This window comes from Aeromonas sp. 600527 (genome assembly GCF_049175415.1).
Taxonomy (GTDB): domain Bacteria; phylum Pseudomonadota; class Gammaproteobacteria; order Enterobacterales; family Aeromonadaceae; genus Aeromonas; species Aeromonas veronii_A.
Genome location: NZ_JAAKVA010000016.1, coordinates 68204 through 88457, shown reverse-complemented (window position 1 = coordinate 88457; position 20254 = coordinate 68204). Strand labels below are relative to the sequence as shown.

The 20254-nt window shown below is 59.1% G+C and carries 22 protein-coding genes; 12 read left to right on the top strand and 10 right to left on the bottom strand.

Going from position 1 to position 20254, the window contains the following annotated elements:
• Positions 1-163 precede the first annotated feature (163 nt).
• The 5 genes from pdhA to G5154_RS17375 all read left to right on the top strand — a co-directional run bounded on the left by pdhA (position 164) and on the right by G5154_RS17375 (position 4129).
• Positions 164-1252 (top strand): pyruvate dehydrogenase (acetyl-transferring) E1 component subunit alpha, encoded by a 1089-nt coding sequence (pdhA, locus tag G5154_RS17395; protein ID WP_064338306.1) that lies wholly within the window; start codon positions 164-166, stop codon positions 1250-1252.
• A complete protein-coding gene (locus G5154_RS17390) occupies positions 1245-2231 on the top strand; it encodes an alpha-ketoacid dehydrogenase subunit beta (RefSeq protein WP_021231077.1) in 987 nt (328 codons plus the stop codon). The genes pdhA and G5154_RS17390 overlap by 8 nt, the downstream gene beginning before the upstream one ends.
• Positions 2228-3328: a dihydrolipoamide acetyltransferase family protein gene (locus tag G5154_RS17385; protein ID WP_421251233.1), complete on the top strand. Its 1101-nt coding sequence runs from the start codon at positions 2228-2230 to the stop codon at positions 3326-3328. The genes G5154_RS17390 and G5154_RS17385 overlap by 4 nt, the downstream gene beginning before the upstream one ends.
• A gap of 207 nt (positions 3329-3535) precedes the next feature.
• Positions 3536-3745, top strand: a complete 210-nt coding sequence (locus tag G5154_RS17380; protein ID WP_005302803.1) for a cold-shock protein — start codon at positions 3536-3538, stop codon at positions 3743-3745.
• Between the two features lie 78 nt (positions 3746-3823).
• Positions 3824-4129, top strand: a complete 306-nt coding sequence (locus tag G5154_RS17375; RefSeq protein WP_368225628.1) for a hypothetical protein — start codon at positions 3824-3826, stop codon at positions 4127-4129.
• Here G5154_RS17375 and G5154_RS17370 read toward each other — a convergent pair.
• Positions 4116-4364 (bottom strand): TIGR02647 family protein, encoded by a 249-nt coding sequence (locus G5154_RS17370; RefSeq protein ID WP_005334209.1) that lies wholly within the window; start codon positions 4362-4364, stop codon positions 4116-4118. The two genes, G5154_RS17375 and G5154_RS17370, sit on opposite strands and share 14 nt — an antisense overlap.
• A 245-nt stretch (positions 4365-4609) precedes the next feature.
• Between G5154_RS17370 and G5154_RS17365 the strand changes: the two genes are divergently transcribed.
• Together G5154_RS17365 and G5154_RS17360 are read left to right on the top strand one after the other, a co-directional pair.
• Entirely contained in the window at positions 4610-5164 is a 555-nt protein-coding gene (locus G5154_RS17365; protein ID WP_421251232.1) for a hypothetical protein, read from the top strand.
• Positions 5165-5320: 156 nt separating this feature from the next.
• Complete coding sequence (locus tag G5154_RS17360) at positions 5321-5713, top strand: DUF2750 domain-containing protein (protein WP_421251231.1); 393 nt, start codon at positions 5321-5323, stop codon at positions 5711-5713.
• Between the two features lie 118 nt (positions 5714-5831).
• Here G5154_RS17360 and G5154_RS17355 read toward each other — a convergent pair whose 3' ends face one another.
• From G5154_RS17355 to G5154_RS17335, 5 genes are all read right to left on the bottom strand, one after another.
• Positions 5832-7682 carry an extracellular solute-binding protein gene (locus G5154_RS17355; RefSeq protein WP_421251246.1) on the bottom strand — a complete coding sequence of 617 codons (1851 nt, stop codon included), beginning with the start codon at positions 7680-7682 and terminating at the stop codon, positions 5832-5834.
• Positions 7683-7812: 130 nt separating this feature from the next.
• The gene (locus tag G5154_RS17350; protein WP_421251230.1) at positions 7813-8706 is read right to left on the bottom strand and encodes an EamA family transporter; all 894 of its coding nucleotides are present in this window, start codon (positions 8704-8706) and stop codon (positions 7813-7815) included.
• A gap of 126 nt (positions 8707-8832) precedes the next feature.
• Entirely contained in the window at positions 8833-9579 is a 747-nt protein-coding gene (locus tag G5154_RS17345; protein ID WP_421251229.1) for a DNA-binding transcriptional regulator YciT, read from the bottom strand.
• A 92-nt stretch (positions 9580-9671) separates the two neighbouring features.
• Positions 9672-12104, bottom strand: coding sequence for a formate C-acetyltransferase/glycerol dehydratase family glycyl radical enzyme (locus G5154_RS17340; RefSeq protein ID WP_421251228.1), 2433 nt, complete (start codon positions 12102-12104; stop codon positions 9672-9674).
• Between the two features lie 4 nt (positions 12105-12108).
• The gene (locus tag G5154_RS17335) at positions 12109-13005 is read right to left on the bottom strand and encodes a glycyl-radical enzyme activating protein (protein WP_421251227.1); all 897 of its coding nucleotides are present in this window, start codon (positions 13003-13005) and stop codon (positions 12109-12111) included.
• 128 nt (positions 13006-13133) lie between these two features.
• Here G5154_RS17335 and fsa point away from each other — a divergent pair, with 128 nt between their 5' ends.
• Together fsa and G5154_RS17325 are read left to right on the top strand one after the other, a co-directional pair.
• Positions 13134-13787: a fructose-6-phosphate aldolase gene (gene fsa / locus G5154_RS17330; protein WP_005334193.1), complete on the top strand. Its 654-nt coding sequence runs from the start codon at positions 13134-13136 to the stop codon at positions 13785-13787.
• 131 nt (positions 13788-13918) lie between these two features.
• A complete protein-coding gene (locus tag G5154_RS17325) occupies positions 13919-14098 on the top strand; it encodes a hypothetical protein (RefSeq protein WP_204379587.1) in 180 nt (59 codons plus the stop codon).
• An 18-nt stretch (positions 14099-14116) separates the two neighbouring features.
• Here G5154_RS17325 and G5154_RS17320 read toward each other — a convergent pair whose 3' ends face one another.
• Positions 14117-15316: an HD-GYP domain-containing protein gene (locus G5154_RS17320; protein ID WP_005350638.1), complete on the bottom strand. Its 1200-nt coding sequence runs from the start codon at positions 15314-15316 to the stop codon at positions 14117-14119.
• 168 nt (positions 15317-15484) lie between these two features.
• Here G5154_RS17320 and rsuA point away from each other — a divergent pair, with 168 nt between their 5' ends.
• The gene (gene rsuA / locus G5154_RS17315; RefSeq protein ID WP_421251226.1) at positions 15485-16177 is read left to right on the top strand and encodes a 16S rRNA pseudouridine(516) synthase RsuA; all 693 of its coding nucleotides are present in this window, start codon (positions 15485-15487) and stop codon (positions 16175-16177) included.
• Between the two features lie 17 nt (positions 16178-16194).
• Here the strand turns inward: rsuA and G5154_RS17310 are convergent, their stop codons facing one another.
• Complete coding sequence (locus G5154_RS17310) at positions 16195-17094, bottom strand: DMT family transporter (protein WP_421251225.1); 900 nt, start codon at positions 17092-17094, stop codon at positions 16195-16197.
• 156 nt (positions 17095-17250) lie between these two features.
• Between G5154_RS17310 and G5154_RS17305 the strand changes: the two genes are divergently transcribed.
• Both G5154_RS17305 and yfcE read left to right on the top strand, forming a co-directional pair.
• Entirely contained in the window at positions 17251-18888 is a 1638-nt protein-coding gene (locus G5154_RS17305; RefSeq protein WP_421251224.1) for a peptide ABC transporter substrate-binding protein, read from the top strand.
• A 10-nt stretch (positions 18889-18898) separates the two neighbouring features.
• Entirely contained in the window at positions 18899-19441 is a 543-nt protein-coding gene (gene yfcE / locus G5154_RS17300; protein ID WP_421243991.1) for a phosphodiesterase, read from the top strand.
• 36 nt (positions 19442-19477) lie between these two features.
• Here yfcE and G5154_RS17295 read toward each other — a convergent pair whose 3' ends face one another.
• Positions 19478-19894 (bottom strand): flagella synthesis protein FlgN, encoded by a 417-nt coding sequence (locus G5154_RS17295; RefSeq protein ID WP_421243990.1) that lies wholly within the window; start codon positions 19892-19894, stop codon positions 19478-19480.
• Positions 19891-20211: a flagellar biosynthesis anti-sigma factor FlgM gene (gene flgM, locus G5154_RS17290; protein ID WP_005344518.1), complete on the bottom strand. Its 321-nt coding sequence runs from the start codon at positions 20209-20211 to the stop codon at positions 19891-19893. The genes G5154_RS17295 and flgM overlap by 4 nt, the downstream gene beginning before the upstream one ends.
• Between the last annotated feature and the right edge of the window lie 43 nt (positions 20212-20254).

Sequence of the window (20254 nt, the reverse complement as noted above, 5' to 3'; positions counted from 1 at the left end):
CGGCATACCTTGCCACTCATCGCCGAAAATTCAGCTCCTTCGCTACTTTAAAGAAGTTTCTACTGGTCTTACCTGAGTAAATCCCTTTGCTTTTTGTTTAACAAGGTATTTACATCTAGGTGTCACCAGCATCGGTGACGCTCACAACGGCAAGGAGCCAGTTATGACCCATGTCGACATCCCTTTCCTTCGTTACCTCGATGCGGAAGGGTGCCCGGTCGCCACCTTACCGACCTGGCTGGACAAGGCGATACTGCACACCTTTTACCGCAATATGGTGATGGTGCGCAGTTATGACAAAAAAGCGATCGCGCTGCAGCGAACCGGCAAACTCGGTACTTTTCCCTCCCATCTCGGCGCAGAAGCCGTGGGGATTGGCATTGGTCTCGCCATGCAGCCGCAGGATGTCTACGTTCCCTACTATCGGGACATGCCCACCCTCTATGTGCGGGGCGTACCGATGGAGAAAAACCTTCAATATTGGGGCGGTGACGAGCGGGGCAGTTATTTTCTCAAACCCGATGGAACCCCCTCTGAAGATCTCCCCATCTGCGTCCCCATCGCTACCCAGATCACCCACGCATGCGGTATTGCCTCGGCCTTCAAACTGCGTAATCAACCGCGTGTCGCCGTGGTCACCATCGGCGATGGCGGCACCTCCAAGGGGGATTTTCTGGAGGGGCTCAACTGCGCCGGTGTCTGGCACCTGCCGATGGTCATCATCGTCAACAACAACCAGTGGGCCATCTCGGTGCCACGCAAACTGCAATCGAGCGCTCCTACGCTGGCCCAGAAGGGGATTGGCGCCGGGGTGCGCAGCCTGCAGGTGGATGGCAACGATGTGGTGGCGGTCTACGATGCCGCCCGCAGTGCCGTCGAACGGGCCCGCAGCGGCAAGGGGCCGACCCTGATCGAGGCGGTCAGTTATCGCCTCGGCGATCACACCACGGCCGACGATGCCACTCGCTATCGCGATGGAGCCGAGGTCGAGGCCGCCTGGGCGAAAGAGCCGGTCAAGCGGCTGCGCCAGTTTATGCATAGCAAAGGGTGGTGGGATGAAGAGCAGGAGCAGAGCCTGCTGGCGGAAGCCACCCGAGAGGTGGAGCAAGCGGTCGCCCGCTATGAGGCGATGGCACCCCAGCCACCGGAGGCGATGCTCGATTATCACTACGCCAGCCTGCCCGCCGAACTCTTGCCCCAGCGCGAGCGAGTAATTGCCAAGGGGATGAAGCAGGAGGTTGGCCATGAGTGAGATCAGTTTGCTGGAAGCGGTCAACATGGCCCTTCACTACGAGATGGAGCACGACCCTGATGTGGTGGTACTCGGCGAGGATGTGGGGGTCAACGGCGGGGTGTTTCGCGCCACGGTTGGCCTGCGTGACAAGTTCGGTTTCAAGCGGGTGATCGACACGCCGCTGGCCGAGGGATTGATCGCCGGGGTGGCGGTCGGCATGGCGACCCAGGGGCTCAAGCCGGTGGCTGAGTTCCAGTTTCAGGGTTTCATCTTCCCCGGGATGGAGCAGATCATCTGTCAGGCGGCGCGGATGCGAAACCGCACCCGTGGCCGCCTCTCCTGTCCCCTTGTCTATCGCTCCCCGTATGGTGCTGGCATTCACTCGCCCGAACACCACAGCGAGAGTGTCGAGGCGCTGTTTGCCCATATTCCGGGGTTGCGGGTGGTGATCCCCTCCAGCCCGAGGCGCGCTTATGGTTTGCTGCTCTCGGCCATCCGTGATCCGGATCCCGTGATGTTTTTCGAACCTGACCGCATCTATCGCTCGATGAAATCCGAGGTGGTGGATGACGGTGTCGGCTTGCCGCTGGATGTCTGTTTCACCCTGCGACCGGGCCGGGATATCACGGTAGTGGCCTGGGGGGCCTGCATTCAGGAGGTGATGCGGGCGGCGAACCTGTTGGCCGAGCAGGATATCCAGTGCGAGGTGCTGGATCTGGCCACCATCAAGCCGCTGGATATGGAGACCATCCTCACCTCGGTACGCAAGACCGGCCGTTTACTGGTGGTACACGAGGCGTGTGGCAGCTTCGGGGTCGGGGCCGAAATTGTGGCGCGGGTGACCGAGCAGGCACTTCCCAGCCTCAAGGCGCCACCAAAACGGTTGACCGGGGTGGATGCCGCCGTCCCCTACTATCGTAACGAGGCGTATTACCTCATCACCGAGCAGGATATCGCCGATGCCGCTCACCAGCTGATGGAGAACCAGTGGCTATGAAATTTTTCAAATTACCGGATCTGGGTGAAGGGTTGGCCGAAGCCGAGATCGTCGAATGGAAGGTGAGTGCCGGTGATACCGTCGCGGTCGATCAGGTGCTGTTGTCGGTGGAAACGGCCAAGGCGCTGGTGGATGTACCCTCTCCGGTAGCCGGGGTGATTGCCCGTCTCTGCGGCGCCGAGGGGGATATCCTCCATATCGGTGCGCCGCTGGTGGAGTTCGAGGGGGGCGAAGATGATGGCACAGTGGTGGGCAAGGTGAGCGCCCATCAGCAACATATCGAGGATCACTTCGTGGTAGGAGCCATTGCCCCGGGTGGTGCGTTGGTGCAAGCCATGCCAGCCGTGCGCCAGCTGGCACAAAAACTGGGTCTGGATATCGACCGGATCAAGGGAAGTGGCAGCGGCGGCATGGTGACCGAACTGGATGTGCAGAAGGCATTCGATGCCCAGCAGAGCAGTGGCAACGAATTCCTCAAAGGGTCACGGCGGGCCATGGCCAAGGCGATGGAGCTCTCTCATCGGACAGTAGTGCCGGTCAGCATCACCGACGAGGTGGATTTGCGTTACTGGCGCCCTGATGAGGATGTGACAGTGCGCCTTATCAAGGCCATTGGCGTGGCTTGCCGCGCCGAGCCCTCGATGAATGCCTGGTTCGATGGCGATACCCTGTCACGGCGGCTGTTCAAAGAGGTCAATGTAGCCATCGCGGTGGATTCAAAGCATGGCCTCTATGTGCCGGTGATGGAGAACGTAGCCGAGCGGGAGGGGGCAGATATCCGGCAGGGGCTGGATCGGATGATCGCCGATGTGAAGGCGCGTGCTGTGCCCCGCGAGATGTTGCAGGGGGCGACTATTACGCTCACCAACTTCGGCGCCATCGCAGGCCGTTATGCCAGCCCTATCGTGACGCCGCCGCAGGTGGCCATCATAGGGGCGGGCAAGTTGTTCGAGAAAGTGGTGTTCATCCATGGTGAAGCGCGTCCCGTCAGGGCATTGCCGCTGTCGATGACATTTGACCACAGAGCCTGTACTGGCGGGGAGGCGGCTCGTTTTCTCAGAGCGCTGGTGGAAGCGTTGGAAGCTGCCACCTTATAGCGGTTTGTGCCCTGTCATTGGCGGGGCATAAATTTGTTTGCGTAATCTATAAAGCCACGTATAATCCAAATCAGCTTGAAAGGGCGATAGTTATGTCAATGAATACGATGTTTTACATCTTGTCCTGTTGTTCATAAGTTAATCCCGTTTTTTGAGCTTTATCCGCTGAAAAGCATAAGTAATTATTTTGAATACAGGTTTAAAGATATGTCTAACATGATCACCGGTACCGTTAAGTTTTTCAACGAAACCAAAGGTTTTGGCTTCATCCAGCAAGAAAACGGCCCGGACGTTTTCGTTCACTTCAGCGCCATTCAAGGTAACGGTTTCCGTACCCTGGCTGAAGGTCAGCGCGTACAGTTCTCTGTGACCCAAGGTCAGAAAGGCCCGCAGGCTGAGAACGTAACTGCTCTGTAATCCTTACAGAATTTAAGAAAGCCGTGGTACCTCTGGTGCCACGGCTTTTTGTTTGTCTGGCTTATGATGTGCTAAATCATGCTGCTATCGCTCATGCTTGCTGCCACCCTGACTGCGACTTCTGATGTGCCGGTACCGGTTCAATCCGCGATGGAGGCGCAGGTGATCTGCCAGCAATTTGTCCAGGTCCGGATGGGCACTGCACAGCAACCCGATGAGGTGAATGCGCGACTGGTGCCTGAAAGGGAGGGGGAGTGGCTGGTGGATGGCAAAGTAAAAGGACCCGAAGGTCCTTTGCTGTTTGCCTGCCATCTTCACCAAGGAAAGCGCTGGGAGCTACTCAACTTTTCCCTCTGGGCACCACAGCCTGTCAAAGCGGTTTGAGTGCGACCAGTAGATGTTGCAGGTGTTCAACCATGGTCATGCCAAACGGGGTGAGATAGCCGCCATCTTCTGCGCTGATGAGCCCCTGTTGGTGCAGGCGGGCTGCCGCTTGGCACAACTCTTCAGACATATCGCTGCGTAATTTAATCCCCAGGCTCATGTTGGCCGGATCAAAGCATGCCAGTATTTTCAAATCGTTCACGAATTCGTTAGAAACCTGGTCGATCCCAATCATGGATTTACTCCTTACGCTAAAGATGTATGCAAACTAGCATCCCCGGATCCACTTTAGTGGGCGCTGGCTCAAATTATTGATCTTTGGCTGGATGCTGCGTTTCAAATGCTGTTTTTTTCGGCGTAATCAGATGGTTGGCTGACAGCTTCGTCAAGGGTCGAACCGGGCCAAACGTGGTAGGATAGGGGCATTCTATATATCGGACGGTCCATTGGCGGCTGTTCGCCCAGTCCAAGGTATTGCTCATGGTCAAGATCACGCTGGTATCTCTGCTGCATTCACACACCACCACTTTCCCTGTTTACCCAGTCTCCTTGCTGACCTCCTTGTTAGAGGGCCATGAGGGAGAGGTGTGGCTACCTGCCCGCAAGGGGGGCGACATTACCCAGCTTCGCAAACATGCTAAAGGGGCTCACGCCCGCGAGCTAGCAAATCTCGATGCCGGTTGGTGCGATTTTATATCTGGTCAGGAAGGGGCGACTGCGGAGCTGGATGCGCTGGCCAACTACGACACCGAAATGATGGACAACTTGCAGATGTACTGGCACAGCGCAGCCAAGATCAACAGCCCGATCACAGATAATTTGTTCGAACTTCGTCGCGAAGTGGTGGATGAGGCCCATGGCGAAAAGCTTGCCGCTCTCTGGGAGCAACAACAACAGCAGCGATTTGAGCAGTTGATGAAAAGTGCGGCTGACGGTCGGGATCAACTCTGCTTCGTCGAAGTAGAGTCTGCCTACTGGCTGCGACAGAAGTTGAGCGAACAACCTGATGTAGAGCTGATCACCCCGACCTTTTAATCAGGTCTGGAAGGTTGGTGAGACGTTTTATTCGGCGCCCTGCTCTATCCTTATGAGCGTTGCTGTTTCCCCGACGGGAGTCAGGAGGCGGCAAGCTGGACAAGCTGACCACAAGATGTGAACATGGCGCCCTTTATTGAGAGAGAGACTTGGCCAATGAGCTATGAACTGAGCGACACCGAGCGCAATGCCGCGCTGCAACTCAACGCTGACTACCGTTACGATCACTTCATCAGCAAGCTGGTCGAGCATGAAGAGCTTTTCGTTCTGACCGACGAGCATGGCGTCATGATGCTGACCACCGACGATGAAGATTGCATCCCGGTATGGCCGCACCCGGAGTACGCCAAGGCGTGGGCCGAAGGTGAGTGGGCAGATTGCAAACCACAGTCCATAACCCTCAAGGTGTGGCTGGAGCGGTGGATTGACGGCATGGAGCAGGATGAACTGTGTGTGGCCGTGTTCCCGACCCCGGATCAGGAAGGCATTGTGCTGGAGCCGGCAGATGTGGCCGACGCCATCGCCCAGAAGCAGGTCAAGCGCGGCTAATTGCCTCTTTTGCTTGCAAGCAACCCGGTTGCAAAACAAGACCCCGCCACTGTGCGGGGTCTGTCGTTTTTGGGGATGGACATCCTGCGTTTGCAGGAACAGAGGAGGTTGGCCAGAACTACTGTTGCCGGTAAGTGGTGTCAGTCAGGAGTATGGCCGGGAAGATCTTGCCGCTCTTGATGGCTGCCCTGGTCTCGGATTTTAGCTCTTCATCAATCCACAGCAGGCCGCCATAGCTGTAACCGCTGTTGTCGCCCCCGAGAGGCCAGTAGAGCTGCTCGCTCTTGGGTGTTGCAGGTACTTTTGGCAGTTTTATCCAGCGCCAGGCGCTTTCCCGGGTGTAGGGCACCTGATAGGCGGGGACGAAGCTCGCCAGCTCATAGAGCCGCTGCTGGATCTGCCGTGACAGAGCAGCCTTTTTGGCAAAGTCGAACTCCTTGTCATACTGCTCCACCAGCGCCGTGATGGCATCGTCATCGATGTTCATAATGTTGTTGGTCTGGGGCTTGTTGGCGTTGACCTTGTGGAAGAACTCCCAATAGGCGGGATAGCGGCTGCCCGCCCAGGCCATCCAGGCACTCTGGTGCTTTTTCTCCAGCATCGATTTGAACCCGGCCGAGGCATCCATCAGGTTGAGCTCCAGATTAAGTCCCGCCTTCTTGGCCTCTTCCCGCAGCAGCGTGAGCCGCTGGGCGTGCTCCGCCGTGGTGTAGGTGATGGCCAGGGTCAGTGACTGTGCCTTGTCGTTTTGCAAAATCCCCTGTGGCCCAACCTTGTTGAAACCTGCTTTGGCAAAGTATTCCCGTGCCAGTTTGGGATCGAACGGACGGGCCTTGATCTCGCTGTTGGTAAACTCCCCCTGACCGGCACCATAACTGTTGAGTCGCTGGTAATCCCCCCGCAGCAGGGTGGTGAGCATCTTGTCGAGATTGAGGGCATGCTGGATGCCGAGCCGCACATCGAGATTGCTCAGCAGCGGATCGGCGGTGTTGAGATAGAGCCCCATCGGCGATTGCGGGGTCTGGTTGTAGAACCAGATACGCCCGATATATCCCTTCTCGAACTCCGCGGTTTTGGTCTTGTCGTGCCACCAGTTGGGCATCACCAGCGGGAAGGTGTCGAGATCGCCGCGCAGGAAGTGCTGCCAGGCGATGTTCAGATCTCTGAGCACCTTGATCTCGATCCGTGCAGGATTGAAGCGATGCTGGAAGTAGCGCTCGTTATCCCCCCACCAGTTTTCAATCCGTTTGAAGGTGACCGATTTGCCCTTTTTCACATGATCGATCTGATAGGGGCCGGTGACCGGCAACACCTTCCAGTTGTACTCCTTGACCCAGTTGGCAGTGAGCTTGATGGCGTGGCTCGGCTCCGGGCTGATGGGCAGTGACTCGAGCAGATCTTGGCGGCTCTTTTCGGTGCCGCTGGTGATGGCCAGAGTGTGATCATCAAACTTGGTTATGTCTGCTATCTGGGTGCTGTAGTAGTTGTTGTACCAGGGGTCGTTGATCTCTTTGCTGCGCATCATCTTGAGGGTAAAGAGCCAGTCATCGGCGGTGACCGGTTGGCCGTCTGACCAGCGCGCTTTGGGATTGATGCGAAAATAGAGGGTCTTGTTGTCGGCGCCGAAGGCCCACTCGTTTGCCAGCATCGGCATGGGGTTGCCGGTGACGGGATGAGTGCTCAGCAGTGGCAGGTTGGTTTCCCGCACGTAACCGGCAAAGCCGCCGTTGGAGTCGGGGCCATATTTGCGCAAGGTAAGGGGGAAGCTGGTCATAAAGGTGCGAAAGGTGCCGCCGCGCTTAGCGGCCGGATCGGCATAGAGAGGATCCTGGTTGTTGCTCTCCCACTTCAAGTCGGTGGGCAGCGTGGCACTCCAGCCAAACGGGCTCCAGCACAGGGCCAGGGTGATGGCGGTGGCGCGAATGATAGGGGAGAGTCGGCGTTCCCCGGCGGTGATGGTCGATGGCATGTCCTTGCTCTCCTGAAAGTCTGCTTCCTGCAGCTCACGCTTCGGTGATGTCAGTCCCGATGGGGACTGGCTCATCATGGAAATTTTATCCTGTCAGGTCAATGAAATAGCGCAAATTGGCAACAGCTCATCATGTCGCTCTCTGTGGTTTGAACCAGCGCAGTCGGCTACCCAGCAGATGGACCACAAAGCCGAGCAGCACCAGAGCTGAGCCTAGCCACTGCAAGGCGGTCGGATGTTCATCGAGCAGCAGGGCGGCCGCCACCATGCCGACACAGGGGATCAGCAGGGAGAGCGGCGCCACCTGCGCCACCGGATAGCGCATCAGCAGTCGTCCCCACAGGCCGTAACCCAGCCAGGTCGCGACATACGAGAGATAGAGCACGCACAATAATCCCTGCCAGCTGAAGTTGAGCAGGCTGCTGGCCATCAGCTCCGGCCCCTCGAACAGCCAGGAGAGGGCAAAAAACGGCAGTATGGGCACCAGACCGCCCCAGGCGATCAGGCTCGGCAGCGTGGTCTGGTAGCGCAGCCCGATCTGGCGATTGATGACGTTGCCAAGGCCCCAACAGGCGGCGGCGCACAGCGTCAGGATAAACCCGAGCAAGGTCAGGTTGCCTTCACCGTGAGTGGCGATGAGATAGAGGCCGAATCCCGCCAAGGGAAGCGCCACCCAGTGGTGGGGTTGCCAGCGCTCCCCCAGCCAGATCATGGCGAACAGCAGGGTGAACACCACCTGGGATTGCAGCACCAGTGAGGCCATGCCTGCCGGCATACCGAACTTCATGGCACTGAACAAAAATGCGAATTGACCGAGGCTGATGGCGCCGCCATAGGCCAGCAGCCAGCGCCAGGGCATGGCGGGCTTGGGCACCAGCAAGATGGCGGGAAAGACCACACCGATAAAGCGCAGCGCACCCAGCAGCAGGGGGGGGATCCCCTCCAGCCCCCACTTGATGGCCACGAAGTTGAGTCCCCAGCAGAGGATGACCAGAGCGGCCAGAAACTTGTCTTTGGTGTGCATGCGGTGTCCTTCGGTCTGTGGCCTCTGGCATGAGAGGCCAAAAGAGGACGAGCATACCCCCGCCAGGGTGGGCGCCGTCAAGCCGACCGGCGGGGGAGCAACCCGGCAACGGGGGCAAGGTGCGATTCAGGCAGAGACGCAGTGCACTGTGATGCCGCGTGTGGCCAGGGTGGCCCGCATGGGGGCGGGCAGGGCATCGTCGGTGACCAGCACCTTGATCTGGCCCGGCGTACCGAGCGGGCTCGGGTGGATGGCGCCAAACTTGCTGCTGTCGGTGATGACCACATTGGTCACCCCCTTGGCCAGCACGCTGTTGACCACGTCGGCGCGCATCATGTCGCGGCCGGTGAAGCCCATCTCGGGATGAAAGCCGTCTACCCCGATGAAGGCCTTGGAGAAGTGCACCTGCTCGATGCAGAGGCGCGTGAGCGGCCCCACCACGCTCTCGCTCTGATGCTGGAACAGGCCGCCGAGCAGCACTACCTGAGCCTGGGTGTCGCGCAGCAGGTGGGCGATATAACTGCTGATTGTGATGATGGTGACCCGCTTGTGCAGGGCCAGATGGCGGGCCAGCAGGGCGTTGGCGCTGCCCCCCTCGATAAAGACCGTTTCGCCATCCTCCACCAGCTGGGCGGCCCGCTCGGCGAGGCGCTCCTTGAGCAGGTAATTGATGTTCATCCGGGCATCGGGGTCGTCGCTCTCCAGCGCCATGGCCGAGCCGTGCACCCGCTTGAGCAGCCCCTGCTTTTCGAGAGCGGTCAGGTCGTTGCGCACCGTCACCTCCGAGACCCCGGTACGTTGGGATAGCTCGCTCACGCTCATCTTGCGGGCCTGATGGACCAGAGTGAGGATCAATTGGTGGCGTGGGTTCATGGGACCTCGCTGGTTGACAGTGGATAGCGGCAAGCCACCGCACGGGTGGCTTGCCGGTCATATAAGGGGCACAGCTGCCCCTGATGGGCCCGTCAGAGACTGTGCTCGGTTCGGGCGATGATATCATCTTGCGCATCGGGGGATAAGGCGGTGAAGAAGGCCGAATAGCCCGCCACCCGTACCACCAGATCCCGGTATTGATCCGGATTGGCTTTGGCCGCCAGCAGGGTCTCCCGTGAGACGATGTTGTACTGCACGTGCCACCCCTTGTGCACCTCGAAGAAGGTGCGCAGCAGGCTCATCAGTTTGGCCTTGTCCCGCTCGTTCTCAAGGCTCGCCGGACTCAGCTTCTGGTTGAGCAGCACCCCGCCGAGGATGGCCGCCGTGGGCAGCTTGCCGATGGAGTTGAACACCGCCGTGGGGCCGAGACGATCCGAACCCGAGGAGGGGCTGGCCCCTTCCGCCAGCGGCGTGCGGGCGTGGCGGCCATCCGGGGTGGCCATGGTGGCGGCACCGAAGGGCACGTTGGCGGAGATGGAGGAGGTGCCGGCATAGTAGGTACCGCCGATGGGGCCGCGGCCGAAGCGGGTGTTGTGCAGTCCCTTGAGCTCGTCGATGTAGCTCTGGTAGGCCTGCACCAGCAGCAGGTCAACCTCGTCCAGATCGTTGCCATATTTGGGGGCGGCATTGGTGAGGCGCTGGCGCAGCTGCTCCCCCGCCAGTCCTGAAAAATCTTGCTCGAGTGCTTCGGCCAGCTCACTCTGGTCTACGACCCCCTGCTCGAACACCAGTTTCTTTAGGGCCGCCAGACTGTTGCCGAGGTTGGCAATTCCCACCTGCAGACCGGAGACCCAGTCATAGACGGCGCCTCCCTCCTTGATGGTTTTGCCGCGCTCGATGCAGTCATCCACCAGGGTGCTGCAGAGGATGTCATGGGCTTGAGCCTCCAGCACGCTGTCGACCACGCAGTCGATCTCGATGGATTTGCGGGTGAAGTAGCGCACCTGCTCATCCCAGCGGGCCATCACCTCGTCAAAGTTGCCAAAGCTCCCGTCTCGTAGCGACTGGGGCTGGGGCAGGAATACCTTGCCGGTGGTGGCATCGCGGCCGCCATCCAGTGCCGCCAGCAGGATGCGGGCGAAGTTGATAAAGCTCATGCCGGTGCAGCGGTAGCCCCACTTGCCGGGCACGGCGGTCTCGATGCAACCGATGGCGGCGTAGTGGTGGGCATCCTCCACGCTCACCCCGAGCTTGATGAACTCGGGGATCACCACCTCGTCGTTGTTGAAGGCGGGCATGCCAAAGCCGCAGCGGATCACCTGAATGCAGGCGTCGAGGAAATCCTCGCTCATCCCGGCATGGTAGCGCACCGAGAGGTTGGGCTGGGTGGATCTCAGCTGGCCGCAGGACTCCAGAATCGCGTAGGAGAGGCCGTTGACCGCGTCATGGGCACTGCCATCCTGCCAGTTCTGGCCGCCGATGGTGACGTTCTGATAGAGCGGGCTGCCGGCGGAGGCCTTGGAGTGGGTGCCGGAGCGGATCTTGTTCACTTCCAGCAATTTCAGCCAACACCCTTGCAGCAGCTCGATGGCGCGTGTCCGAGGCAGGGATTCCGACAATTCCACCTCGCGGCGATACCAGGGGTAGAGATATTGATCCATCCGGCCGAACGACACCGAGTGGCCATTGGATTCGATCTGCAGGATGAGCTGGATAAAGTAGCAGAGCTGCAGTGCCTGCCAAAAGGTCTCGGGGGGCTGGTGGGCGATGTGGGCGCAGTTGAGCGCTATGGTCTCAAGCTCGTTTCGGCGCTCGGGGCGAGATTCTTGTGCTGCCATATCATGGGCAAGTGCGGCGTAGCGCATGATGTGAGCGCTGACCGCATCCAGAGTGATGGCGACGGCGTGCAGGAACTGCTCGCGTTGCAGATCGGCCCAATCCGCCAAATCCAGCCGACTGCGGCGCTCGGCCACCTTGGCCTTGAAGCCATCGAGCCCCAGCGTGAGCAGCTCCTCATAGTTGACCGCGAGGTGGGCATCCCCCGAGGTCATGTTGCCCTCGGCCTTGATGATGCCGCTCTCCAGCAGCGCTTTCTGCTCGTCGGTAAAGAGGCCGAAGCAGCGATCCTGCACCGTCTGGCCTCGCCAGAAGGGAGTGAGGGCGTGGATGATCTCTTTGTCGGTTTCGCTGACTGCAAAACCGGCGCCGGGACGGTCTGCCAGCTCGTCGATCTCCTTCTCAATCCAGCTCACCGTATATTCGGGAAACAGTGGCGCCGCCCGCACCTGACTGGCCTGATTGCCGACGATCAGCTCGTCGTGCCTGATCCAGATGGTGCGCTCCTTGAGGTGATGGGCCAGCGCAAGAGCGCGGCGCACCGGCAGCGGCCGGGCGAGGTGAGCCTGATAGGCCTCGGTGTAGTGGCGGGCACGCTCGGTGCAGACCGGCGGCTGAACGATGTGGATCAGGCTCTCTTTGTGGGCGCGGATCCGCGGGCTGAGGGTATTGAGGTCGAGCTGGGTCATGATCTTATCCTCTGGTCACAGGGGTCAGCCCCTGACGTTGGGCGTATGCATGGGCAAAGCTAAGTAAATCGGGGTCATCGAGCGGTGTCTCCGGCGCCTGATAGGGCAGATCCAGCAGGGCATATTTGCCCATCCCCAGGGTGTGGTAGGGGAGGAAGTGGATCTCCTGCACGGTGCCGAGGCTGGCTGCGGTGTCGGTGATGGCTTCGATCGATGCGCGGTCGGCATTGAAGCCGGGAATGAGCGGCACCCGGATCTGCATCGGCACGCCGTGCTCGGCGAGGCGTTTGAGGTTCGCGATGGGCAGCTCCACCTTGCCGCGGGTCCAGTGGAAGAAACGTTCTTTATCCACGTGTTTGAGATCCGCCAGCACCAGGTCCAGTGAGGGGAGGCTTGGCTCAATCTGGTGCCAGGGCACATGCAGGCAGCTCTCGACCGCCGTGTGCAGCCCTTCGGCCTTGCAGCGGGCGAGCAGGGACGCGGCAAAGTCGGGCTGCATAAACGGCTCGCCACCGGAGAGGGTGATGCCACCGCCGCTGCGCTCGAAGAAGGGGCGATCCCGCAAGATGGTGTCCATCAGGGTGTCCAGCGTTTCATCGCGGCCGCACACCTGCAGCGCTTCGCTCGGACAGAGGCCACGCAGCCGTTCCATATCATCGGCCTTGAGTGCAGAACGGCTGAGCTGGATGCCCTTGCTGTCACGCAAGATTGCCGGACAGGCATCGCTGCAGAGCTGGCATCCCTCGATGCACTGGCGCCGGTCGAGTAGTATGTCCGGCTTGGGAGAGCGGCTTTCCGGGTTTTGACACCAGCGACAGGCCAGCGAGCACCCCTTGAGAAACACCAGGGTGCGAATGCCGGGGCCATCGTGAGTTGAATATCGTTGCAGGTCGAAAATCATACCGCCTCCTTTTGTATTTGCATTCTATTTGCTTTCATTCGAAAGTTGATTTGATTTCGATCAAGCTATTTGCAGATGTTTTATCGCTAGAATGGCGACATATTGAACATCCCGTTAAGGAGTTAGAGATGGAGCTGTATCTCGATACCGCCGATGTGGCGGCAGTGCGTCGCTGGTCACGGATCCTGCCGTTGGCCGGTGTCACCACCAATCCTTCCATTACCGCCGCCGGGGGATTGCCGCTCTGTGAGCTGCTGCCCGCCCTGCGCGACGTGCTGGGGCCCAAGGCGCGCCTGTTTGCCCAGGTGATGGCCAAAACCGAAACCGAGATGGTGCGCGAGGCATTTGCCCTGCGTGAGCTGGACCCGGATCTGGTGATCAAAATCCCGGTATGCGCAGAGGGGCTGGCGGCCATCAAGAGCCTGACCGCTAACGGTGTGCCGACTCTGGGCACCGCTGTCTATACCCCGCTGCAGGGTTGGCTGGCGGCGGTGGCGGGGGCGGAATATGTCGCGCCCTACGTTAACCGGCTGGATGCCCAGGGTGGCGATGGCATTGCTACCGTGCAGGAGTTGCAACAGCTGCTTGCGCTGCACGCGCCGAACAGCAAGGTGCTGGCAGCGTCATTCCGCACTCCCCGTCAGGCGCTCGACTGCCTGCTGGCCGGTTGCCAATCGATCACCTTGCCGCTTGATGTGGCCGAGCAGTTGCTGAATGTGCCTGCGGTGGATGCGGCGCTGGTGAAGTTCGATCAGGATTGGCAGCGCGCTTTCGGTCGCTGATCCCGGTGGCAAGCTGATTGCCGTGATTGAGGGGGGAGGGTGAAGAAGCGCGGGTGATGGGGATTGACCGACTAGACTGGAAAGAGGTGGCTACATTCGCGGGCCGCCCTGCAGTCTACCGGAGGTATCCCATGAGCGACCATCTGCTGCTCCCCCATGGTGAAGATTTGCGTCGTGCGGTGCGTTGGCTCAGCGAGCACCACCAGCACGATATCTCTGCCATTGAAGAGGTCAGCCTGCGTTTTGATCTCTCGCCGCTGGATGAGGAGTTTCTGATCCGGCACTGGCTCGACAGCCAGCGCCAATCATGAATATCTGAGGTGATAGATTTAGAAGAAGTTGGCGAGGTTGATGCCAAACTCTTTGGGGTCGACTGTATTCTCGATGCTCTCCTGCACCCCTGACTTGGCCAGATCCAGCCACTGTACGTCGAGGTAGTGACGCTGGGTGGCGTGATAGATCACCTTGACCACCGGCTTGAGCGGCTGCTGCTCGTTGCGCTGCATCACGATAGCAAGGCGCTGGTTTGAGAGCTGTACCAAGGTTCCCACCGGATAGACCCCCATGCACTTGATGAACTTGGTAACCAGTTCGGCATCAAAGTGCTGATTGATCCCCTTGAGCAGAATGCGGAAGGCCTGGGTCGGCTGCATACCTGCTTTGTAGACCCGATCTGCAGTGATGGCATCATAGACATCGACGATGCCGCTCATCCGGGTATAGAGAGAGAGCTGCTCCCCCTTGAGTCGCTGCGGGTAGCCGGAGCCATCGAGCCGCTCGTGGTGGTTGGCGGCCACCTCCAGCATGGTGGGGGTAATGCCTGGGGTATTGCTGAGGATCTCGTAACTGTGCACCACATGCTGACGCATGATGGCGAACTCCTCGTCGGTCAGCTTGCCCGGTTTGTGGAGCACCTCGTCCGGGGTCATGATCTTGCCCACGTCGTGCAGCAGACCACCCAGGGTCAGCTCCTTGAGCACGCTGCGTTCCAGCCCCAGATAGCGGCCGAAGTTGGCCAGCAGAATGGCCACGTTCATGGAGTGCTCCATCAGGTAGGCATCCTTGGCGCGAATACGGGCCAGACAGAGCATGGCATCGCCGTGGGTGAACATGGTGTCCACCATCTCTTCGGCGACTTCGGCCAGCGGGGTGATGTCGATGGGTTCACCCGCTTTGAGGTGGCGAATGAACTTGCCTTGCAGCTCGCGCGCTTCCTGATAGAGGCGGCGGATTTTAAGCTCCCGTCCTTCGCCGTTGGCACTGGCACGGCGCCCTACCTGGGCGCTGTTGGCATTGAGATCGGGGGAGGTAACGGCGTCACTCTCGGCACTGCCCAGCTTGCTGCGGGCCAGATCGATGCGTACCGTGAGCACCCCCTGACGTACCAGATTGGCAATTTGCGCAACGCTGGTCACCAAGCCCATCTGGGCGATCTCCATCCCACCTGTCTGGCTGGCGATAGCAATGACGTACATGCCGGGTTTCAGCTGGTTGACGGGAATGACGGGATAGGATGCTTGAGACTTCATGAGGGCTTCCTGACTCTTATTATTATGAGTATCGTTCGGATGGGTCACACCGGAGAAGTGTAACATCGGATGAACAGTTCGTCATAATTGGCAACCCCTTAACAGTGGCGTTGTCGCCCCCGCCCGATATAATGACGCCCCTTTACTTGTTGGACTCCGAGGTTGTGAATGCGGCTTGATAAATTTCTGTGCGATTGTTCCGATTTGACCCGCTCGCTGGCAGGCAAACTGATCCGTCAGGGCGAGGTCATGGTGGATGGCATTGTGGTCAAGCAGCCCGCCTTTCATATCAATGAGCAGAGCCAGATCGAGTTTGACGGCGTGCTGCTGACACTGGAGCAGCGCAACCGCTATTTCATGCTGCACAAGCCGGAAGGGTATGTCTGTTCCAACGAGGATCCGGATCACCCGACCGTCTTCTTCCTGATGGATGAACCGGCGATGGGCAAGCTGCACGTAGTGGGTCGCCTCGACCTCGATACCACGGGTCTGGTGCTGGTGACCGACGACGGTCAGTGGTCCCACCGCATCACCTCGCCGCGCCACGAGTGTGCCAAGACCTATCACGTCTGGCTGGCCGATCCGGTGAGCCCGGATGCCATCGAGCTGTTCGCCGAAGGGGTCTACCTGCGTAACGAGACCGATAAAACCCGTCCTGCCCAGCTGGAAATTCTCGGCAAGTGCGAGGCCCGTCTGACCATCCACGAAGGCAAGTACCATCAGGTCAAGCGGATGTTTGCCTCCATCGGCAACAAGGTCGTTGGCTTGCATCGCGAGCGGGTGGGCGGTTTGACGCTGGATGAAGATCTGGCACCCGGTGAATACCGCGAGCTGACCGCTGAGGAGATTGCCCTGTTCTGATCAGGGGGGGCCGGGTGTCAGTGAGTGCTGAAACCCAGCACCAGTGCTGTGCCCAGGGTGGCAATCAGTGCACCCGCCCAGGCGGCAATGGATGGCCGCTCCCCCGAGTGCCACCACAACAGCGGCAGCAGCAGTACCGGCGTGGTGGAGGAGAGAATGGCCACCATGCCCACCTCGCCCTGCTGCAGCGCCATCAGGATCAGCGTCATGCCCAGCCCCATCGCCAGAAAACCGTTGGTGGCAATCATGGCGAGGATATGGCGATTGACCGGTTTGAGCGGCATGGCCAGTGGCAAACGCCCCAGCCGAAGGACGCAGTGGGCCAGCAGGGCACTGCCCATCCGGATACCCGATGCACTCACCGCATCCACCTCACCACTCATCATCACCGGCTTGGCGATGATGGCTCCCACGCTTTGACACAATGCCGCCGTCAGGCCAAGGCCAATTCCCAGCGCCAGATTGCCACGGATCTGCTCCCACTCGTTGCTGCTACTGCGTCTGCCAAACAGGATCGCCAGCATCACGCCGGCAAAGACCAGCATGGCCCCCAGCAGTCGCCAGCCTGTCAGCTGTTCATTAAAGAGCCAGAGCCCAAGCAGGGCGGAAAACAGCGCATGGCAGGAGAAGAGCAGGGCGCTGCGCCTTGGCCCCAGCCGGTTCATGCAGGCAAACAGCGCTGTATCGCCCACGAAGATGCCGACCAGCCCCGAGATGGCGAGCAGTGGCAAGGCGCTTGCGGTGAGGGTTTGCCAGCCACCGGTGAGCAGACTCATGGTGCCGAGCATCAGGCTGACCAGAAACATGCGCCAGCGGCTGTAGGCAAATGCGCCGAGATGACGGGCCGGTTTGACCGAAATTAGCGCTGCAACTGCCCATAAACTGGCCGACGCGAGGGCCAGCCACTCATAACCCATAAAAACTCCTGAAAAAATTAACCCGAAAGACTCCATCTCCCGGGCAAGCCCGATACAATACGGGGCGTTTTCGGGGATAACAAGAGCGGTATCAGGCATTCATCAGGCGCGCCGTCGGCCTTCCCCTCCTGCAGTGGTTTTATTCGAGGTTTTGTCATGAGGTATGGTTTCTTCCCCAAGCTGGCGCAACGCTGGCTCTCCCCGCTATTGCTTGCCTTGCTGGCTGGGCCCCTGGCCCATGCCACCACCGTTGAGCAGCAGCCTCTGCTTGCCGATCGGCAAACCCTGGTAAAGGGCAACGGTGCCGAGCCGGAGTCGCTGGATCCGGCGCTGGTGCGCTCCGGTTTCCCGGGGGAGGCCGTGCTGGTCGATCTGTTTGAAGGGCTGGTCAGTGATGATGGGCAGGGGAATATCGTTCCTGCTCAGGCCCAGCGCTGGGAGGTGAGTGACGATGGGCTGGAGTGGCGATTCTTCCTGCGCCCTCAACTGAAATGGTCCAATGGCGAGCCGCTGGTGGCCGCTGATTTCGTCTATGCCTGGCGCCGTCTGCTCGATCCGGCCATCAACTCCCCTTCTGCCGGATTGCTGCTGGCGACGGGGATCAACAATGCGCAATCCATCTATGCCGGTGCGCTGGAGCTCGGCAATCTGGGCATTGAAGCGCAAAGTGATCAGATTTTGAAAATCACCCTGGAGCGGCCGGCTCCCTATTTCCTGCAGCTCATCAGTCAGCGCCCCTTTGTGCCGGTCAATCAAAAGGCGATAGCTAAATTTGGCAAACAGTGGACCGAGCCCGGCAAGCTGGTGAGCAATGGTGCTTACCGGCTGACAAGTTGGACGCCAAACGAGCGGATAGAAGCCGAGCGCAATATCCACTACTGGGATGACCTTCACACCCGTATCGGACGGGTCACCTATCTGCCGATCACTTCGCAACATGCCGAACGGCTGCGCTATGAGGCTGGTGAAATCCAGCTCACCAACAAGGTCTCCCTCGGCTATTACCAGAAGATGAAGCGCGAATCTCCGGAGCGGCTCTGGGGCTTGCCGCTGTTTGGTACCTATCTCTATGCGTTCAATTTGAAGCGCCCCGAACTGCAGGATGTGCGGGTGCGTCAGGCGCTCTCCATGGCGGTTGATCGACAGTTGCTCATTGGATCGGTGAGCGGGCAGGATGAACAGGCAGCATGGTCGCTGTTGCCGGAGATGCCGGGTTACCCCCGGGTGATATTGCCTGTGGCGCTTGAAGATATGCCAACCCGCCAGGCCAAAGCGGCAGCGTTGTTGTCAGTTGCCGGGTATAACAGTGCCAATCCACTCAAGCTGAGCATTACCTACAACAGCGCAGAAACCCACAAGCAGATGGCAATGGCCATTGCTGCCATGTGGCAGAAGCTGGGGGTACAGGTCACCCTCAACAGTCTGGAGTGGGGCGCCTATCAGGTGGCCAAGGATAGCGGTGATTTCCAGGTGGCCAGAAGTTTCCTGTTTGGCGATTACGTGGAGCCGTCAGCCATATTGGGCAGCTTCCGTTGTCAGGATCTGCGCAACGAGAGCGGCTACTGCAATCCCGATTTTGATCTGCTGCTGGAGCAGGCTGCCAATACGCTGGACAGTGCGAGTCGGGTTGAATTGTACCGGCATGCCGAACAGTTGCTGCTTGAAGAGGCGCCGATCCTCCCCGTGTATCATTACAATCAGATGAGACTGGTGGATCCCACCCTGCGGGGACTGCCCAGCCAGAATTTGAAAGGAACGATTGCCACCAAGGATCTCTATTTCAGCCCGCAGTGAGGAGCATCTTATGAAACTTGCGATTATTTCCGACATTCACGGCAGCATTACTGCGCTGGAGCGGGTGCTGACCCAGCTTGAATCTTGGCAGCCGGATCACTATCTGCTGCTCGGCGATCTACTCAACCATGGCCCGCGCAATCCTCTGCCGGAAGGGTATAACCCGGCTGCCGTGGCCGATCGACTCAACGAGTTGGCACCGCAAATCATCGCGGTGCGGGGAAATTGCGATTCCGAAGTGGATCAGATGCTGTTGCGCTTTCCCATCACAGCCCCCTACAACCAGTTGCTGATCGATGAGCGGCGCTGGTTTGTCAGCCACGGTCATCTTTATCGCCCGGATGAGGTACAACTGCCGGAGGGCAGTCTGTTCCTGAGCGGTCACACCCATGTGCCGGTGCTGGAGTTGCAGGGGGAGCGGGTATTGATGAACCCGGGGTCGATCTGTTTCCCGCGCGGCGAGTTGCCTGCCAGTTACGGGTGCTATGAGGACGGGGTACTGCGCGTCAATGCGTGTGAGGATGGGCGAGAGTTGTTGCGACTGGTGCTTTAAAACTGCGAGCAAAAATGCAAGGCCTGATAGGAGATGTCAGGCCTTGATACCGTAGGAGCGGGTGCCAGAGCGAGTATTACCCTTGGCGTCATAGGTCAGGCTGTTGCGATCGCGCAGTTGACTCAGAAAGGTTGCCAGACGACGGTTTGAGACGATGCTCAATTCAAGCAATCGACCGTTGATATCATTTTGTGCCTGGCAGGCATCCAGTTTTGCACGAAGCTGCGCCATCTCGTCTGGATAGGCTGCCAGCTGTAGTGCCAGTTCCGGCATCTCTGCGAGGGTCTTGTCCAGCGTTTCTATCGCAGCAAGCAGCTGCTGTTTGCGCTCGGTCAGTGCAGGCAGGGCCAGTGCCTGATGCTGTTCGAGCAAGCTGAATTCCTCTTCCAGAATGCATTGCATCTGGCTGAGGTAATTATCTTGGGTGTGCAGTAACGAAGGTAAATCTATCATCCCAGAACTTTGTCCAGATTGGCCTCGAAACTGAACATCTTCTTGGCCACAGCGTCGCTGTTAACCTGATATTCGCCACTCGCGACGGCTTTCTTCAGTCGTTCAACCTTGCTCTCGTTGCCGGTTGAGGCGGTATTGAGGTTCTGTTGCATTTTTTGCAATTGTTGCGCCTCACTGGTCAAGGAGACTGAGTCCAGCTTGACAGTGGTCGCTTTGTTTTCGGGCGATGAGGTGACTGACTTGCTGCCTGTCCCCTGGCTATTAGCGGTATTTTGCAACCGATTATTCGCCAAGTTGTTGATATTGTTGATGGCCATTTTAGTTACCTTCGTCTGCTTTAAGGTTTGCTTACCTGTTTAT

Bases quoted from the DNA above. Each gene is read 5' to 3' on its own strand.
- G5154_RS17295 (WP_421243990.1), bottom strand. From the start codon at position 19,894: ATGATAGATTTACCTTCGTTACTGCACACCCAAGATAATTACCTCAGC.
- G5154_RS17355 (WP_421251246.1), bottom strand. From the start codon at position 7,682: ATGCCATCGACCATCACCGCCGGGGAACGCCGACTCTCCCCTATCATT.
- G5154_RS17345 (WP_421251229.1), bottom strand. From the start codon at position 9,579: ATGAACCCACGCCACCAATTGATCCTCACTCTGGTCCATCAGGCCCGC.
- G5154_RS17390 (WP_021231077.1), top strand. From the start codon at position 1,245: ATGAGTGAGATCAGTTTGCTGGAAGCGGTCAACATGGCCCTTCACTAC.
- flgM (WP_005344518.1), bottom strand. From the start codon at position 20,211: ATGGCCATCAACAATATCAACAACTTGGCGAATAATCGGTTGCAAAAT.
- G5154_RS17370 (WP_005334209.1), bottom strand. From the start codon at position 4,364: ATGATTGGGATCGACCAGGTTTCTAACGAATTCGTGAACGATTTGAAA.
- G5154_RS17335 (WP_421251227.1), bottom strand. From the start codon at position 13,005: ATGATTTTCGACCTGCAACGATATTCAACTCACGATGGCCCCGGCATT.
- pdhA (WP_064338306.1), top strand. From the start codon at position 164: ATGACCCATGTCGACATCCCTTTCCTTCGTTACCTCGATGCGGAAGGG.
- yfcE (WP_421243991.1), top strand. From the start codon at position 18,899: ATGAAACTTGCGATTATTTCCGACATTCACGGCAGCATTACTGCGCTG.
- G5154_RS17350 (WP_421251230.1), bottom strand. From the start codon at position 8,706: ATGCACACCAAAGACAAGTTTCTGGCCGCTCTGGTCATCCTCTGCTGG.
- G5154_RS17380 (WP_005302803.1), top strand. From the start codon at position 3,536: ATGTCTAACATGATCACCGGTACCGTTAAGTTTTTCAACGAAACCAAA.
- G5154_RS17340 (WP_421251228.1), bottom strand. From the start codon at position 12,104: ATGACCCAGCTCGACCTCAATACCCTCAGCCCGCGGATCCGCGCCCAC.
- G5154_RS17310 (WP_421251225.1), bottom strand. From the start codon at position 17,094: ATGGGTTATGAGTGGCTGGCCCTCGCGTCGGCCAGTTTATGGGCAGTT.
- G5154_RS17305 (WP_421251224.1), top strand. From the start codon at position 17,251: ATGAGGTATGGTTTCTTCCCCAAGCTGGCGCAACGCTGGCTCTCCCCG.
- G5154_RS17320 (WP_005350638.1), bottom strand. From the start codon at position 15,316: ATGAAGTCTCAAGCATCCTATCCCGTCATTCCCGTCAACCAGCTGAAA.
- G5154_RS17365 (WP_421251232.1), top strand. From the start codon at position 4,610: ATGGTCAAGATCACGCTGGTATCTCTGCTGCATTCACACACCACCACT.
- G5154_RS17325 (WP_204379587.1), top strand. From the start codon at position 13,919: ATGAGCGACCATCTGCTGCTCCCCCATGGTGAAGATTTGCGTCGTGCG.
- rsuA (WP_421251226.1), top strand. From the start codon at position 15,485: ATGCGGCTTGATAAATTTCTGTGCGATTGTTCCGATTTGACCCGCTCG.
- fsa (WP_005334193.1), top strand. From the start codon at position 13,134: ATGGAGCTGTATCTCGATACCGCCGATGTGGCGGCAGTGCGTCGCTGG.
- G5154_RS17385 (WP_421251233.1), top strand. From the start codon at position 2,228: ATGAAATTTTTCAAATTACCGGATCTGGGTGAAGGGTTGGCCGAAGCC.
- G5154_RS17360 (WP_421251231.1), top strand. From the start codon at position 5,321: ATGAGCTATGAACTGAGCGACACCGAGCGCAATGCCGCGCTGCAACTC.
- G5154_RS17375 (WP_368225628.1), top strand. From the start codon at position 3,824: ATGCTGCTATCGCTCATGCTTGCTGCCACCCTGACTGCGACTTCTGAT.